The following is a 15,871-nucleotide window of genomic DNA, read 5'->3' on the forward strand; positions in this document are numbered from 1 at the left end:
CGGCTGCGTCACCGTGCTGGAGACGCCTCGGTGCAACAGGGCGGCCAATGCCAAGGAGACCTCCGTGTTCTCATCTCCGCTGACCGCGCCTTCAGGGGTAGCGTCAGGTCAGAGTAGCAAGGCTGCCGAGCCGAAGGCAGCTAGGGGCAAGAGTTCGAAGGCCAAATAAGCCCATCGGACTTTCTCACGGCATTTCAAAGCCCCGGAACTCGGTTCCGGGGCTTTACCTTTCGAGAACAATCGGCTCAGCCCGGTCCAGAAACGCGGCTATGGCGACGGGTAGGTTGTTGGTCTCCAGGAGAGGCGCGTGGCCCTGTTCTTCGACCGTGATCGTCTCCATCCCAGGGTGACGCTTTTGCATTTGGTTGAGCGTACCGGTCGACAGCAATCTCGAATTAGCGCCGCGTATGGCAAGCAAGGGAATGGCGGCCAACGCATCGAATTGCGGCCAAAGGGTCGGCAACGGCTGGGAAAGGTCGAGACTGGCAACCGTCTCAACCAGTTTCGGATCAAAATCCGGCAACAGCCCTTGGTCCGTCTCGCGGTAGAGCGCCCCCACCATCCGCATCCAGTCGGCGTCGGTGAGCATGGGAAAGCCCTTGCGGTGAACGCTGCGCTGCGCATCCATTATCTCGGCGAAGGTTTTCGGCTTCGGCGCGCGTTCGAGATAGGACTGGATGTGGGCGAGGCCGGCCGGCTCGATCACTGGCCCGATATCGTTGAGAACAATGGCTTTCAGCACCGCCGGCTGCAAGGCGCCGAGCACATGGATGATCAGCCCGCCGCGCGAGGTGCCGATGAAGGCCGCCTCTTCGATGCCGAGTGCCGCCAGCCCCGCAAGGACATCGCCGGCCTCGACGCCGACATTATAGTGGCTGACATCGGGATCGTAGGCCGACTGCCCGCGCCCGCGATAGTCGAAGGCAACCACCTTGCGCGCATTCGGTCCTGTCGAAAGACGCAGCGCCAGTTCGTGAAAATCCCGCGCGTTGCGGGTCAAGCCGGGCAGGCAGACGACCGGCCAATATCCGGAAGTCGCTTCGCCATAGACGCGTGCATGAAGTCTGAGCCCATCCGGCGCGGCGTAGAAGAAGTCGGAAAAGCCTTCGTGGTTTGACATCTGAAAAAGACTCCTGGCCGGCTTGTTTCCGACTGCTACAGATGAGTGCAGGGATGGTCAAACGAAGGTCTTCCTTCTCCCCTTGCGGGAGAAGGTGGATCGGCGCGATAGCGTCGAGACGGATGAGGGGTGTTCCAGCGGAGTGAGACGCTGGCGTTCCCTGGAACACCCCTCATCCGTCGCCTTCGGCGACACCTTCTCCCACAAGGGGAGAAGGACAGGAAAGCCTCAACTCCGCCCGTTAACAAGGTCACCGACAATATCGTATTTGCCGGAAATACGCATCTTGTAGACCTCGTAATTCTCCATCACGCGCTGCACGTAACTTCTTGTTTCCGTGTAGGGAATCCGTTCGATCCAGTCGACCACCGCATCGATGTCCTTGCCGCGCGGGTCGCCGTATTTCGCCACCCACTGGCTGGCCCGGTTGGGCCCGGCATTGTAGCCGGCGAAGGTCAGCACGTAGGAGCCATTGAAACGATCGAGCTGCTCGCCGAGGAAGGCCGAGCCAAGCGTTGCATTGTAGCCGGCGTCGGTGGTCAGCCTTGCCTGTGAAAACTGCAAGCCGGCCTTCTTCGCCAATTGTCTGGCGGTTCCCGGCATCAGCTGCAGCAGCCCGCGCGCGCCGGCACTTGATACCGCGCCGATGTTGAACTCGCTCTCCTGGCGGGCGATCGCATAGGCCAGCGCCTTGCCCGAGCCGGAAATATTGGCCGAATCGGGAATGACGCCGAGCGGGTGCGACAGCGCACCGACATCGATGCCGCGCGCGCCGGCGATCTTGCCAACCTTCAGCGCCATGAAATGGTTGCCCTGCTTCTCGGCAAGGACAGCGAGCAGCGCCAGTTCGCCAGGGCTGGTCAACTGCCCTGCGAGGTCGCGATAGAGCGTTTCGGCATAGCGATCATAGCCTGCCTCCTGCAGCCGCTTGATGGCACTGACGGCCTCGCGGCCGGCAAAACTCTGCCGGTCGGCAGCACTTGGCGAGGGATAGACGATGTCGAGCGCCTGCCGGCCGACACGTTCGGCGGCAAGCTGGCCGTAAAAAGTCGTGCCATAGCCAGCCGCGCGCCCAAAATAGTCCTTGGCGTTGCCGGGACCGCCGACTTCCGCGGCACGGCCGAGCCAGTAATAGGCGCGCGACAGGGTCATCGGCCCCTGGGCGAGGTCGGCAATGCGCGCGAAATGCGTTGCGGCAAGCTTGGGATCGTTGAGGCCGCGCAACGCATACCAGCCGGCATGGAACTCGGCCTCGGCCGCATTGGCGGAGCTTTCGGCAGCATGGGTGGCGACGATCCGGTAGCCCATCTTTACGTCGCCCTGGTCGACCAGTTCGCGCGACAGCACGCGGCGCTCGACCCACCAGGCGTCCGGATCGACCAGAGCCTCGCGATCGGTCGGTGCCTTCATCACAACGGCTGCCGCGCCGGCAAAATCCTCTTGCTTGCGCAGATACTCGGCTTGCGCGAAGAAATAGCCGGCCGAACGCTGCGCTGCCGGCACCGCCTTCAGCAGTTTCAGCGCATTCTTGTCGCCCCTGTCGGCGGCGGCCCAGGCGTCCGCCAGTTGCTGGGCGCCGGCAAGGCTGGCGACGCGCAGGGCGGAATTCATCCGGTCGGCATAGAACATGCGCTCCATGCGAAAACGATGGTCGGCCGCAGGAATCAAGCTGCCGAACTCCTTGATCAGCGCCGCCTCGTCCTTGGCCTCCAGGATCGCTGTGCGCCAGAACGGCGACAGCACCGAGCGCGCCGCCTTGATGTCACCCGACGCCACATAGGCGCGGGCGAGAACCATCACGCCCTCGAATGTCTGCGGCTGGCTGCCGTCGAACGCCCGCACGACGATGTTGGGGGCGGGGTTCTCGCGATAGAGCGCCCGCTCGCTGTTCTTGCGCAAGGCAACGGTGCCCGGCCAGTTGGGCAGCATCTTCGCGGCCGCCGCGATATCACTGCTCGGCACCTTGTCGCCGCCGTAGAGTGCTATCGCCCAGGCCAGTATGTGCTGGTCGAGCGACTGGGCGGGAAGCGCATCGCGCACACCGCGAGCCCGGGGAATATCGCCGGCCGCCAGTGCGTCCAATCCGCTTTTCAACATCGCGACGCTGGGCGAGGTGGCCTGTTGCGCCGTGTCCTGCGGGCTCGGTATCGGGATCGCCGAGGTGACCCGCACATCGACGCTGCCGCTGATCGCCACGCCGGGCATCAGCGCGGCGATGGCGCCGAGCAGCGCGAAGAGGTGGGGCCGACTGGTCGGCATGATTTCGTGTCTTTCCCTAGTCCCGCATTTTGACAGCAGGCGAAGAAGCCTCAAAGGCTAAACTTAGGTCGTGAAGGGCTCGTAAACACTGGGTTATTGAGGCCGTTCGAATTGCGCTTGCTGGCACCATGGCAATGCTTGCCGCGCAACCATGTCGAGACTATGGTGCGCGGCTTCGCTTTCGGTTAGAAGGCGCGCACGACAAACTGACCGACAAAACAAAGAAGTCCCAAGGAGTTGGACGACATGCTGAGAGGCTCGCTTACTGCGCTCGTGACACCGTTCGAAAAGAGCGGGCGTTTCGACGAGAAAGCCTTTCGCGCGTTTGTCGACTGGCAACTCGCTGAGGGCACGAAGGGCCTGGTCCCGGTCGGCACCACCGGCGAGTCGCCGACGCTGTCGCATGACGAGCACCGCCATGTCGTCAAGGTTTGCATCGAGGTGGCCAAGGGCCGCGCTCCAGTCGTTGCTGGCGCAGGTTCCAACAACACCGAGGAAGCCGTTGGCCTCGTGCAATATGCCGAAAAGGCCGGCGCCGACGCCGCTTTGGTTGTCACGCCTTACTACAACAAGCCCACGCAGCGCGGGCTCTACGAGCATTTCGCCGCCGTCGCCAGGGCGACCAAGCTGCCGATCATCATCTACAACATCCCGCCGCGCTCGGTCATCGACATGATGCCGGAGACGATGGGCCGGCTGGCGCACGACTTCAAGAACATCGTCGGCGTCAAGGATGCCACCGGCAAGGTCGAGCGTGTTTCCGAGCAGCGGATGACTTGCGGCAAGGACTTCATCCAGCTTTCGGGCGAGGATGCTTCGGCGCTCGGCTTCAACGCGCATGGCGGCGTCGGCTGCATCTCGGTGACGTCGAATGTCGCACCGAGGTTGTGCGCCGAATTCCAGGAGGCGACCCTATCCGGTGACAGCGCCAAGGCGCTGGAGCTGCAGGGTCGTCTCTTGCCGCTGCACAAGGCGATCTTCATCGAGCCCGGCGTTTCCGGCGCCAAATACGCGCTGTCGAAGCTCGGCAAGGTCGAGAACGTGCTGCGTTCGCCGTTGGTCACGGTCGAGCCGTCGACGGCCGAAAAGATCGATGCGGCCATGAAGCACGCTGGCTTGATTAATTAGCGAGCCCGTTTGGAAACTCTACTCCTGCGGCCATCTGAAGGCGCCACCTGCGCTCCCGGTGCTCGCGTACTATATGTACGCTCCGCTCCGGTTCTCGGTAGCACCATCATCTGACTCGCAGGAGCGAGTTTCGAAACGGACTCTAGACGTATGAATCAAGTCAGAAAAGCCGATCCCAACAACAAGACCGTTGCGGAAAACCGCAAGGCGCGGTTTTCCTATGAGGTGCTCGACACGATCGAGGCCGGGTTGGTGCTGACCGGCACCGAGGTCAAGTCGTTGCGCCAGGGCCAGGCCAATATCCAGGACAGCTATGCCTCGGTCGAGGGCGGCGAGATCTGGCTGATCAACTCCTATCTGCCGGAATATCTGCAGGCCAACCGCTTCAACCACGAGCCGCGCCGGCGCCGCAAACTCCTGCTCAACAAGCGCGAGATGGCCAAGCTGTCGCAAAGCGTCGACCGCGAAGGTATGACGCTGGTGCCGCTGAAGATCTATTTCAACGATCAGGGCCGCGCCAAGCTGCTGCTCGCCGTCGGCCGCGGCAAGAAATTGCACGACAAGCGCGAAACCGAGAAGCAGCGCGACTGGTCGCGCGAGAAGGGCCGACTGTTGAAGGAACGAGGCTAGGCTGGGGCTGTTCGCTTGAAGCGCCGGATTGTCCTTCTGAGTTTGGCTAGCCTGGTCCTGGTATGCCTGGTCGCTGTGGGCGGTTATCTCTATTTCAGGGCGTTCTCACCGGACCGTGGCAAGTATCCGGTCAGAGGCATCGACGTCTCCCACCATCAAGGCGAGATCGACTGGCGGCGCGTTGCCGCCGACGATGTCGCCTTCGCCGTCATCAAGGCGACCGAGGGTGGCGACCATGTCGACGATGCGTTCGCCAGGAATCTGCGCGAGGCCCGCACGGCCGGCCTTGCCGTCGGCGCCTATCATTTCTTCACCTTCTGCCGGTCCGGTGCCGACCAGGCCAAGAATTTCATCTCGGTCGTGCCGCACGACCAAACCCTGCTGCCGCCGGTCGTCGACATCGAGTTCGGCGGCAATTGTCCGCAGCGTCCATCGCCAGAACAGTTGGATGCCGAACTCCGGGCTTTCCTCGGACCTGTCGAGGCGGCGTTCGGCAAGACGGCGATCGTCTATCTGACCGATGAGGCCGAGGCCACCTACGCCGGCCAGGTCGCCGCTCGCCCGCTCTGGCTTCGCTCGCTGCTCGTGGAGCCGGACCGCCACGACTGGATCTATTGGCAATACCACAACAGGGGACGCGTGGACGGCATCGAGGGCGACGTCGACCTGAACGTTTTGCAGGGCGGGCGGGACAAACTGGCGGCGCTGCTCGCGCAGGCGCGTTGAGGTTTTTCTGGCCGGACGGATGGGCAGCACCCTGGAATCTGTTTCTCCATAAATCGAGCTATGCCGTTGAGCCTATCGACGATCCGGCTGGTGCCGGCATTGTCAAACTGCCCGGGCTGCAGGTCTTGCCATTGCTGAGAAGCCCATCCCGGCGGCCATGATCGCGATAGCCACGAATTGGATCGTGCTCGGTGTTTCGCCGAGCACGGTCATGCCCACCACCACCGTGGCGATCGGTACGCACGGCATGAACAACGACGCCGCCTGCGACCCGAGTTGGCCAACGATGTAGGTGTAAAGGAACATGGCGGCCGCACCGGCAAGAAGTCCCTGGATGACGACCTGGCTGACGATCTCGGCGCCTGACGCGGCATGCAAGCCGCTTGGTGCGAAGAGGGTGAGAAACGGCAGCGGCGCGCAAGACAGAAGCACCACGGTCGCTGTCGCCGTCACCGCATTGATACGCCATTGCCGCACAAGCGTTGCATAAGCGGAAAACATGAGGCCCGATCCGAGGAACAGCAGATCGCCGAGGAGGATTTCATGGGAGCCGCCGCGCGCCGGCCCAATGAACAGCAGCAGCCCGACGATGATGGTGGCGACGCCGACGGCACGTTGGTGCGAAGCGCGCTCCTGGAGAAGCGATAGCGCGAACGAGAAGAACACGATCGAGGCAGGGCAAAGCGCCGCCCCATGGACGGCGGGAGCGTAGGTCAGGCCCCAATTGATGATCAGCGGATAAGGCAATCCGGCCAGCACCGCCAACGCCAGTGCCCGCCGCCAGCCCAATGCCTTCATCCGCGCGAAGCCGCTTCGCCAGACGATCGGCAGGAAGACAGCACCCGCACCCGCAAAGCGCAGGGCGGCCATGTCGGTCACCGTCAGATGGTCCCTGAGGCTGAAGCGGGCGGCGACGAATTGCACGGCATAGATGCCGATCATGGTCAGCCCGGCGACGATCGCCAACTTTGTGTTTGCTGTGTTCTCTGTCACGTCCCTGCCACCGGTAGCGATGCCGCCGCCGGACAGCCCCGAGCGTTGCGGAAAGCGCAGGATATTGTGGGGCAGGCTGCGACAGAATATGCTCTTTTCGAGAAAATTAAGTGAAACTCACGCGAACAGGGCTGCAACAACGTGAATCCTGAATCGGGAGATCTTGATGCCATCGATCGCAGTCTTCTACGGCTGCTGCAGGAAGATGGACGCCGCACCACGCTCGATCTGGCAGTCCGCGTCGGCCTGTCGCCGACTGGTACCAGCCAGCGCGTGAAACGGTTGTTCCGCGACGGGTTCATCACCGCCGTCAGGGCCGTGCTCAATCCGGCAAAGATTGGCCGCGGCACGCTTGTCTTCATCGAGGTTCGGCTCGATCACACGGCTCCGCATATCTTTGACCGCTTCGCTGAAGCGGTGGCAAAGGCGCCCGAGGTTCTGGAATGCCACATGGTCGTCGGCGGTTTCGACTATCTGGTGAAGGCGCGCATTGCCGAGATGGCCGACTATCAGGACTTTCTCAAACGAGTGATCCTGCCGCTGCCAGGGGTGAAGGAGACACATACCTACGCCTCGATCGGCGACGTGAAACCGGACGCCCTGCTGCCGGTGTGAGCTCTGCCGATCCCTACCGCCGCCGCTTCAAGCCGCGGCCTGCGATGCCTCAGGCGCCAGCGTCACATTCGCATCGCCCCACACTTTCAGGGCGGTGATGACCGGTTCCAGGCTTCTGCCGCGCGCCGTCAGGCTGTATTCCACCTTCGGCGGCACTTCCGGATAGATCTTGCGGGCAATCAGCCCATCGGCTTCCAGTTCGCGGAGCTGGTTGGTCAGCATGCGCTGCGTGCAGTTCGGAATGCGTCGGCGGATCTCGTTAAAGCGCAGCGTGCCCTCGAATAGATGGTAGAGCACGACGCCTTTCCACTTTCCATCGATATAGCGGAGCGTTCCCTCCACGGTGCAGCCGGGGCTGCAATCGAATCGTTCATGGCGAATGCGCGGCATGACGGTATCCTTTTCGACACTATGTGCTTTATATTTGCATTCTTGCGCTTGACGCACATAATCCGCATCTCTGCCCTGGATAACGCTCAACAGCAATCGCGGAGACCAGAATGCGCGCCGTCGGCTATCAAATCCCAGCCCCCATCACCGATGAGGCCTCCCTTGTCGATATCGACCTGCCCAAGCCGGAGCCGAAAGGCCGTCAGCTGCTGGTCGAGGTGAAGGCGATCTCGGTCAACCCGGTCGACACCAAGGTGCGGCGAAGTGCCAAACCCGAAGCCGGAACCTGGCGCGTGCTCGGTTGGGACGCTGCTGGCCGGGTCGTCGCCACGGGTCCGGACGCCAGTCTGTTCAAGCCGGGGGACGACGTCTTCTACGCCGGCGCGCTCGCGCCGCAAGGCACCAATGCCGAGTTCCACCTTGTCGATGAGCGCCTCGTCGGCCGCAAGCCCGGCTCGCTCGACTATGCACAGGCAGCCGCACTGCCGCTGACGGCGATCACCGCCTTTGAGGCGCTGTTCGACCGCCTTGACGTGAACAAGCCCGTCACGGGCGCCGCCAATGCCATTGTCATCATCGGCGGTGCGGGCGGCGTCGGCTCGATTGCGGTCCAATTTGCGCGCCAACTGACCGATCTGACGGTGATCGCCACCGCATCAAGGCCCGAAACACACGACTGGGTGCTTGGGCTTGGCGCCCATCATGTCATCGACCATTCCAAGCCGCTTGGCAGTGAAGTCGCCGCACTCGGCATCGGCGCACCCGCCTTTGTGTTCTCGACAACCAACACCGACCGGCACCTGGCCGAGATCGCCGAATTGATTGCTCCGCAAGGCCGGTTCGGGTTGATCGACGATCCCCAAACGCTCGATATCAATCCGTTCAAGCGCAAGAGCATTTCGGTCCACTGGGAACTGATGTTCACCCGTTCCCTGTTCGAGACGCAGGACATGGCCGCACAGGGCGGGCATCTGAACGAACTGTCGCGCCTTGTCGATGCAGGCACCATCCGCACAACGCTGGGCGAGACGTTCGGCCTTATCAATGCCGCCAATCTGAAACGCGCCCATGCGCTGCTCGAGAGCGGCAAGGCCAAGGGCAAGATCGTGCTGGAGGGGTTCTAGAGCAATTCCAGGAAAAGTGTGGAGCGGTTTTCCGTCCGGGATTGCGCAAAACAAAGAAACAGCGCGGCGCTACTTCTGCAGGAACGACGCGATCTCGCTGAACACGTTGACGAACATGGCTTCCGTCAGCACACCGGTGTTGGTGTTGTAGCGAGAACAGTGATAGCTGGAAAACAGCGCGACGCCGCCGGCCTCCAGTTGCCCGCCATGTTTGAACGGGTAGGCGGCGACGCGGCCACCCAGCGCTCGCACGGTCGACTGGTGCGCGATCGACCCCAGCGCCAGCACGGCGCGCAGGTTTGGGAAGCGGGCGATCGTCGGCACCAGAAATGTCCGGCAGGTGGCGATCTCGGCACCGACCGGCTTGTTATCCGGCGGCACGCAGCGCACCGCATTGGTGATCGCCGTGCCGACAAGCTCCAGCCCGTCATCGGGCCGCGCCTTGAATTCGCCGCGCGCGAACCCGTGCGCGATCAGCGTCGAGTAGAGCAGGTCGCCGGCATAGTCGCCGGTGAACGGACGCCCCGTGCGGTTGGCGCCGCGCAGGCCGGGCGCCAGCCCGACGATCAACAGCTCAACGGTATCCTCGCCGCCCAGTGGCAAAAAAGTCGGCACCGGCGCGTTGAACCAGGATGGCTCGCGCCGCCGCCATTCGGCGATGAAGTCATGCAGCCGCGGGCAGAGCGGGCAGTCGCGATCGGGTTCGGAAGCGGAAAGGGCGGTCAAGGCGACCGGCCTCAGTAATCGTCCTCGTCGACTTCAGCCGGTTCGGGCCGCCGTACCGGCCGTTCGGAGGGATCGCGGCCGACTTCGTTCTTCAGCGTCGTCAGGTCGATGAAATGGTCGGCCTGGCGGCGCAGATCGTCTGATATCATCGGCGGCTGCGAGGCCATGGTGGAGACGATCGACACTTTGCGGCCGCGTCGCTGCAACGCCTCGACCAGCGTGCGGAAGTCACCGTCGCCGGAAAAGATGACATAATGGTCGACGACGTCAGCGAGTTCCAGCGCATCGACCGTGAGCTCGATATCCATATTGCCCTTGATCTTGCGGCGGCCGGTCGAGTCGGTGAACTCCTTGGCGGGCTTGGTGACCACCTTGAAGCCGTTGTAGTCGAGCCAGTCGATCAACGGACGGATCGAGGAATATTCCTGATCCTCGACCAGCGCCGTGTAATAATAGGCGCGCAAGAGATAGCCGCGCTTCTGAAAACTCGACAGCAGCTTGCGATAGTCGATGTCGAAGCCGAGCGCCCGCGATGTGGCGTAGAGATTGGCGCCGTCGATGAACAGGGCGATTTTTTCACGGGGGTCGAACATGGAAAATATTCCTTTTCGAAAATGCGGCCGTCTAAACGAAATGCGATAGCGACTATCGGTCAGCTCATAATAAACCGGCTGACCTTGACCATCCGAGATAGCGCCAGATTGGTGGCAATCCAAGGGCGTGTGGCGCACTGCAAGCAATTGTGATCGCGGCACCGAGGCCGGATGCGGCCTGGTTTTGCCAATCCGGTGTCTTGACAGGGGATTGAGCGCCCATTCGTTCCGCCAATGCCAAAAAGCTTGTATTTCGGCGGCGTTCGGGTTATGGACCGCGCCTGTTTTCCATTAAATCCAGGCATGAAAGGGGCAGTCCATGGCCCGCGTAACCGTTGAAGATTGCATCGACAAGGTCGACAACCGCTTCGAGCTGGTGCTTTTGGCCGGCCACCGTGCTCGCCAGATCAGCCAGGGCGCGCAGATCACCGTTCCTCGCGACAACGACAAGAACCCGGTCATCGCATTGCGCGAGATCGCCGACGAGACGCTGTCGCCCGACGACCTCAAGGAAGATCTGATCCATTCGCTGCAGAAGCATGTCGAGGTCGATGAGCCCGAAGCCGATGGCGAAGTGATCGCCGATCAGACCGGCGGCGCTGTCGCGGCCGCCGATACCGATGATGCCGAGGAGAATGTCACTTTCGACCGGATGACCGAGGAGGATCTCCTGGCCGGCATCGAGGGCCTGGTGCCGCCGGAAAAGAGCGACGACTACTAAGAGCGAGCCTCTGTTCCGGAGGTTGCTGGAATAGTCTTCCGCACTTCCGTCCCGGCAGTTTCGTGATTATCTAGTACCAACTGTCGCAAATACCAGATGCAGTTTCGGCCGCGCTTGGCATAATGCATGAATCTGGTATTTGCGACAGTTGGTACCGGACATGCGCCGTACAGCAGTGCGGCGCATGATTCATTTCATCGCCGAGAGATTCCGCCCATGATGCGTCAGTATGAGCTTGTCGAGCGCGTCCAGCGCTACAAGCCTGACGTCAACGAGGCGTTGCTCAACAAGGCCTATGTCTACGCCATGCAGAAGCATGGTCACCAGAAGCGCGCTTCTGGCGATCCCTATTTTTCGCATCCGCTCGAAGTCGCGGCGATCCTCACCGAAATGCACATGGACGAGGCGACCATCGCCGTCGCCCTGCTGCACGACACCATCGAGGACACCACGGCGACGCGGGCCGAGATCGACGATCTGTTCGGCCCGGAAATGGGCAAGCTGGTCGAGGGCCTGACCAAGCTGAAGAAGCTGGACCTCGTGTCGAAGAAGGCAGAGCAGGCGGAAAATCTGCGCAAGCTGCTGCTGGCGATCTCGGAGGATGTCCGCGTGCTGCTGGTCAAGCTCGCCGACCGCCTGCACAACATGCGCACCCTCGACCACATGCCGGAGGCCAAGCGCCTGCGCATCGCCGAGGAGACGATGGATATCTATGCGCCGCTCGCCGGGCGCATGGGCATGCAAGGCATGCGCGAGGAGCTGGAAGAGATCGCCTTCCGCTTCATCAATCCGGAAGCCTACCGCGCCGTCACCGCGCGGCTTGCCGAGATCTTCGAGCGCAACAAGGGCGTGCTGACCGACATTGAAAAGGCGCTGTCCACGCTGTTCGAGAAGCATGCCATCAATGCCGTCGTCAAAAGCCGCCAGAAGAAGCCGTGGTCGGTGTTCCGCAAGATGGAGGCCAAGGCGCTGTCCTTCGAGCAGCTGTCCGACATTTTCGGCTTCCGCGTCGTCGTCGATACGGTCGAGGATTGCTATCGGGCGCTCGGCGCCATCCACACCACATGGTCGATGGTGCCCGGCCGCTTCAAGGACTACATCTCGACGCCGAAGCAGAACGACTACCGCTCGATCCACACCACCATCGTCGGCCCCTCGCGCCAGCGCGTCGAATTGCAGATCCGCACCCGCGAGATGAACAAGATCGCCGAATACGGCGTCGCCGCCCATTCGATCTACAAGGACACCGGCGGCAAGGCCAACGGGGCCGGGCATGCGATCTCGAAGGAGACCAACGCCTATGCCTGGCTGCGGCGCACCATCGAGCAGCTCGCCGAGGGCGACAATCCCGAGGACTTTCTCGAAAACACCAAGCTGGAGCTGTTCCAGGATCAGGTGTTCTGCTTCACCCCGAAAGGCATGCTGATTGCCTTGCCGCGCGGCGCCACGCCCATCGATTTCGCCTATGCGGTGCACACCGATGTCGGCGACACCTGCGTCGGTGCCAAGGTCAATGGCCGCATCATGCCCCTGATGACGGAACTGAAGAATGGCGACGAGGTCGAGATCATCCGCTCCAAGGCGCAAGTGCCGCCGGCGGCGTGGGAATCGGTCGTCGTCACCGGCAAGGCACGCGCCGCCATCCGCCGTGCCACCAAGAACGCCATCCGCAAGCAGTATTCGGGCCTCGGCGCGCGCATTCTTGAGCGTGCCTTCGAACGGGCCAGCAAGACTTTCACCAAGGAAAGCCTGAAGCCCGTACTGCACCGCCTGGCGCGCAAGGACATCGAAGACGTGCTGGCGTCCGTGGGCCGCGGCGAGCTGGCCTCAACCGACGTCATGAAGGCGGTATTCCCCGACTATAAGGACGAGCGCGTCACGCCGGCAGCGCCCAAGCAGCGCGAGGAGGGCTGGTCGAAGATCCGCAACGCCGCCGGCATGCTGTTCCAGATTCCAGGCCGCGCCGCGCGCAAGGACAAGGACCAGCCGCGCGACGGCGCCGTGCCGATCCGTGGCGTGCGCGGCGACCTGCCGGTGCGCTTCGCGCCGGAAGGCGCGGTGCCGGGCGACCGCATCGTCGGCATCGTCCAGCCGGGCACCGGCATCACCATCTATCCGATCCAGTCGCCGGCGCTGCAAGCCTTCGACGACCAGCCCGAGCGCTGGATCGACGTGCGCTGGGACATTGACGAACGCACCAAGGAACGCTTTCCCGCACGTGTCTCGGTCACCGCCATCAATGCGCCGGGGTCGCTCGCCGATATCGCCCAGGTGGTTGCCTCGAACGACGCCAACATCCATACGCTGTCGATGGTGCGCACCGCGCCCGACTTCACCGAAATGCTGATCGATCTTGAGGTCTGGGACCTGAAGCATCTCAACCGGCTGCTGTCGCAGCTCAAGGACAATTCGAGCGTCAGCGACGCACGGCGTGTGAATGGGTGAATAGTGAATAGTGAATAGTGAATAGTGAATAGTGAAGGTGCTCACACTGCTCACTGCTCACTGCTCACCACCATTCACTATTCACTACTGACCACCGGACATGGAGCGAACAATGAACACCGATGAAGTGCTGGGCATTTTCCGCGAGGCGGGTGCTGTTCTGGAGGGGCATTTCATCTTGACGTCGGGCCTGCGCAGCCCGGTCTTCCTGCAGAAGGCGCGCGTGTTCATGCATGCCGACAAGACCGAGCGGCTGTGCAAGGCGCTGGCCGAGAAGATCCGCGCCGCGGTGCCAGGCAAGATAGATTATGTCGTCGGCCCGGCGATCGGCGGCCTGATCCCGGCTTACGAGACCTCACGCCATCTCGGCGTGCCGGCGATCTGGGTCGAGCGGGAAGGGGGCGAGTTCCGCCTGCGCCGCTTCGAGATCGCTCGGGGTGCGCGCGTCGTCATCGTCGAGGATATCGTCACCACGGGCCTGTCGATCCGGGAAACCATCGACTGCCTGCGCGAGCTTGGCGCTGATGTGGTGGCGGCCGCCTGCATCATCGATCGTTCGGCCGGCAAGACGAATGTCGGCGTGCCGCTGATCGCACTTGCCGAATATGAAGTGCCGGCCTATCCGCCGGATCGGCTGCCGCCGGAGCTTGCCGCGATACCTGCGATCAAGCCCGGCAGCCGCAACATTTGACGAGGAGGTCGAAATGATCGCCGGCATCGATCACTTCGTGTTGACGGTGGCATCGCTCGAAGCGACCTGTGCCTTTTACCAGCGCGTGCTGGGTTTCGAGCGCATCGACACGCCGGGCCTGCCGACGGCGCTGGCCTTTGGCGGCCAGAAGATCAACGTCCACGAAATCAGCCGCACTTTCGAGCCGAAGGCGAAGTCGCCGACGCCAGGTTCGGGCGATTTCTGCCTCATCACCGAAAGGCCGCTCGAGGAAATCCGTGACCGTCTCGACGCCAATGGCGTTGTGCTCGAGCTGGGACCCGTCGAACGCGTCGGGGCGCGGGGTCCGATGATGTCGGTCTATTTCCGCGATCCCGATGGTGACCTAGTCGAAGTCAGCCGATACCTGCGGTAGTGTCCCAAGCAATCGGCTGCGACAAAGAAAGCCGAGGCCGCTTCTTAAATTCGCCGCGATTGTCGCGTGTTGGAGGGGTGACCTTACCAAAAATTATGGCGTTGCGGCCGCTGTGCGGCTGGCCTTCGGTTGTTGTCGGGGTTGCGGATAGCTATATCAAAGTGGCGATTGCCTTTGGGTGACCGTCAAGCGCAAGATGTGGCGGTCGAAGCCCGGCTGAAAACAGCCGGCACGCAAGTTTTGAGTTACCGGGAATAGGAAAAGAGTGCTTTTTCGTCGCCGCAAGCCTGATGGTTTTCTCGAGCGGGTGCGTACCTATCTGTGGCCGCGCCGTTCGTTTTCGCGCTCGCTCCAGTATTTCTCCAAGCGCATCCTGCGGCTGAAAGCCACGCCGCATGCGGTGGCGGCCGGTGTCGCGGCTGGTGTCTTCGCTTCGTTCTTTCCCGTGGGCTTTCATTTCATCATTGCCGCCGTCCTGTGTTGGGTGATCGCCGGCAATCTGGTGGCGGCGGCACTCGGCGCTGTTTTCTTTGGCAATCCGCTGACTTTTCCGCTGCTCTGGGGCGCATCCTGGGAAACCGGCAAGCTCATCCTGCACGATCGCCTGCCGGCGCATGGCCCGCCCGCGCATATGGGCGAGATGATGCACAAGCTCTCCTTCGCGAAACTGTGGCATCCCGTGCTGGAGCCTATGCTGATCGGCGCGGTGCCGCTAGGGCTGGTGTTCGGCCTCCTGTTCTACTTTGTCACGCGCTGGGGCATGAATGTCTTTCGCGAGCAAAGACGCAAGCGGCTGGCTGAGCGTGCAAGCCGCCGTGAGCAGTCGTCCCATCCTGGCCCAGGCATCGGTTCCGCCGCACGATGATCATAGGCATCGGCAGCGATCTGATCGACATCAGGCGTATCGAGAATTCGTTGGAGCGTCACGGTCAGCGCTTCGTCCAGAGGATTTATACCGAGGTCGAACAGGCGCGTTCGGAGAACCGACGTGCCCGCGCTGCCTCTTACGCCAAGCGCTTCGCCGCCAAGGAGGCTTGCGCCAAGGCATTGGGGACGGGTCTGGCGCAAGGTGTCTTCTGGCGCGACATGGGCGTCGTCAACCTGCCCAGCGGAGCGCCGACCATGGCGCTGACCGGCGGAGCGCTGGCGCGACTGCAAAAGATCCTGCCCCGCGGCCATCGGGCAGCGATCCACCTCACCATCACGGATGATTTCCCGCATGCTCAAGCCTTTGTGATCATCGAGGCGTTGCCCGTCGAAGAAGCGCCACATTGATTGCATCTGACGACCGGCATTGACGTTGCCCAGCGCGCGCC

At 62.5% G+C, this 15,871-nt stretch carries 17 protein-coding genes; 11 read left to right on the forward strand and 6 right to left on the reverse strand.

The features are described 5' to 3' along the window. Window positions 1-223: 223 nt before the first annotated feature. Together JT360_RS28180 and JT360_RS28185 are read right to left on the reverse strand one after the other, a co-directional pair. Window positions 224-1,120, reverse strand: coding sequence for an alpha/beta fold hydrolase (locus tag JT360_RS28180; protein WP_214475872.1), 897 nt, complete (start codon window positions 1,118-1,120; stop codon window positions 224-226). 228 nt (window positions 1,121-1,348) lie between these two features. Continuing rightward, a complete protein-coding gene (locus tag JT360_RS28185; RefSeq protein WP_214475874.1) occupies window positions 1,349-3,379 on the reverse strand; it encodes a lytic transglycosylase domain-containing protein in 2,031 nt (676 codons plus the stop codon). 246 nt (window positions 3,380-3,625) lie between these two features. Between JT360_RS28185 and dapA the strand changes: the two genes are divergently transcribed. From dapA to JT360_RS28200, 3 genes are all read left to right on the forward strand, one after another. Continuing rightward, entirely contained in the window at window positions 3,626-4,507 is an 882-nt protein-coding gene (dapA, locus tag JT360_RS28190) for a 4-hydroxy-tetrahydrodipicolinate synthase (RefSeq protein WP_214475875.1), read from the forward strand. A 150-nt stretch (window positions 4,508-4,657) separates the two neighbouring features. Then, on the forward strand, window positions 4,658-5,137 hold the full coding sequence (smpB, locus tag JT360_RS28195) for an SsrA-binding protein SmpB (protein ID WP_006202221.1): 480 nt from the start codon (window positions 4,658-4,660) through the stop codon (window positions 5,135-5,137). 15 nt (window positions 5,138-5,152) lie between these two features. After that, on the forward strand, window positions 5,153-5,863 hold the full coding sequence (locus tag JT360_RS28200) for a glycoside hydrolase family 25 protein (RefSeq protein WP_214475877.1): 711 nt from the start codon (window positions 5,153-5,155) through the stop codon (window positions 5,861-5,863). Window positions 5,864-5,965: 102 nt separating this feature from the next. On the opposite strand, the gene JT360_RS28205 is transcribed toward JT360_RS28200, so the two are convergent. Next, complete coding sequence (locus JT360_RS28205) at window positions 5,966-6,856, reverse strand: DMT family transporter (protein ID WP_352128606.1); 891 nt, start codon at window positions 6,854-6,856, stop codon at window positions 5,966-5,968. A gap of 141 nt (window positions 6,857-6,997) precedes the next feature. Here JT360_RS28205 and JT360_RS28210 point away from each other — a divergent pair, with 141 nt between their 5' ends. After that, window positions 6,998-7,471, forward strand: a complete 474-nt coding sequence (locus JT360_RS28210) for an Lrp/AsnC family transcriptional regulator (RefSeq protein WP_214475879.1) — start codon at window positions 6,998-7,000, stop codon at window positions 7,469-7,471. 27 nt (window positions 7,472-7,498) lie between these two features. On the opposite strand, the gene JT360_RS28215 is transcribed toward JT360_RS28210, so the two are convergent. Further along, complete coding sequence (locus JT360_RS28215; RefSeq protein ID WP_214475881.1) at window positions 7,499-7,861, reverse strand: winged helix-turn-helix transcriptional regulator; 363 nt, start codon at window positions 7,859-7,861, stop codon at window positions 7,499-7,501. Between the two features lie 110 nt (window positions 7,862-7,971). On the opposite strand from JT360_RS28215, the gene JT360_RS28220 reads away from it, so the two are divergent. Next, on the forward strand, window positions 7,972-8,985 hold the full coding sequence (locus JT360_RS28220) for a zinc-binding alcohol dehydrogenase family protein (protein ID WP_214475883.1): 1,014 nt from the start codon (window positions 7,972-7,974) through the stop codon (window positions 8,983-8,985). Between the two features lie 69 nt (window positions 8,986-9,054). Here JT360_RS28220 and JT360_RS28225 read toward each other — a convergent pair whose 3' ends face one another. Beyond that, complete coding sequence (locus JT360_RS28225; protein WP_214475885.1) at window positions 9,055-9,711, reverse strand: uracil-DNA glycosylase; 657 nt, start codon at window positions 9,709-9,711, stop codon at window positions 9,055-9,057. Window positions 9,712-9,722: 11 nt separating this feature from the next. After that, window positions 9,723-10,304, reverse strand: a complete 582-nt coding sequence (locus JT360_RS28230; RefSeq protein ID WP_010915096.1) for a LabA-like NYN domain-containing protein — start codon at window positions 10,302-10,304, stop codon at window positions 9,723-9,725. A 319-nt stretch (window positions 10,305-10,623) separates the two neighbouring features. On the opposite strand from JT360_RS28230, the gene rpoZ reads away from it, so the two are divergent. The 6 genes from rpoZ to acpS all read left to right on the forward strand — a co-directional run bounded on the left by rpoZ (window position 10,624) and on the right by acpS (window position 15,830). Beyond that, a complete protein-coding gene (gene rpoZ, locus JT360_RS28235; RefSeq protein WP_013896382.1) occupies window positions 10,624-11,025 on the forward strand; it encodes a DNA-directed RNA polymerase subunit omega in 402 nt (133 codons plus the stop codon). A gap of 216 nt (window positions 11,026-11,241) precedes the next feature. After that, complete coding sequence (locus JT360_RS28240) at window positions 11,242-13,470, forward strand: RelA/SpoT family protein (protein WP_214475887.1); 2,229 nt, start codon at window positions 11,242-11,244, stop codon at window positions 13,468-13,470. A 112-nt stretch (window positions 13,471-13,582) separates the two neighbouring features. Then, complete coding sequence (gene pyrE, locus JT360_RS28245) at window positions 13,583-14,161, forward strand: orotate phosphoribosyltransferase (RefSeq protein ID WP_214475889.1); 579 nt, start codon at window positions 13,583-13,585, stop codon at window positions 14,159-14,161. A 13-nt stretch (window positions 14,162-14,174) separates the two neighbouring features. After that, window positions 14,175-14,555 carry a VOC family protein gene (locus tag JT360_RS28250; RefSeq protein WP_214475891.1) on the forward strand — a complete coding sequence of 127 codons (381 nt, stop codon included), beginning with the start codon at window positions 14,175-14,177 and terminating at the stop codon, window positions 14,553-14,555. Window positions 14,556-14,820: 265 nt separating this feature from the next. Continuing rightward, window positions 14,821-15,420 (forward strand): DUF2062 domain-containing protein, encoded by a 600-nt coding sequence (locus tag JT360_RS28255; protein WP_214475893.1) that lies wholly within the window; start codon window positions 14,821-14,823, stop codon window positions 15,418-15,420. Beyond that, window positions 15,417-15,830: a holo-ACP synthase gene (acpS, locus tag JT360_RS28260; RefSeq protein ID WP_214475895.1), complete on the forward strand. Its 414-nt coding sequence runs from the start codon at window positions 15,417-15,419 to the stop codon at window positions 15,828-15,830. Before JT360_RS28255 ends, acpS begins: the two co-directional genes overlap by 4 nt. Window positions 15,831-15,871 lie beyond the last annotated feature (41 nt).

Origin of the sequence: Mesorhizobium sp. dw_380 (genome assembly GCF_018588885.1) — a bacterium.
Lineage (GTDB): Bacteria > Pseudomonadota > Alphaproteobacteria > Rhizobiales > Rhizobiaceae > Mesorhizobium.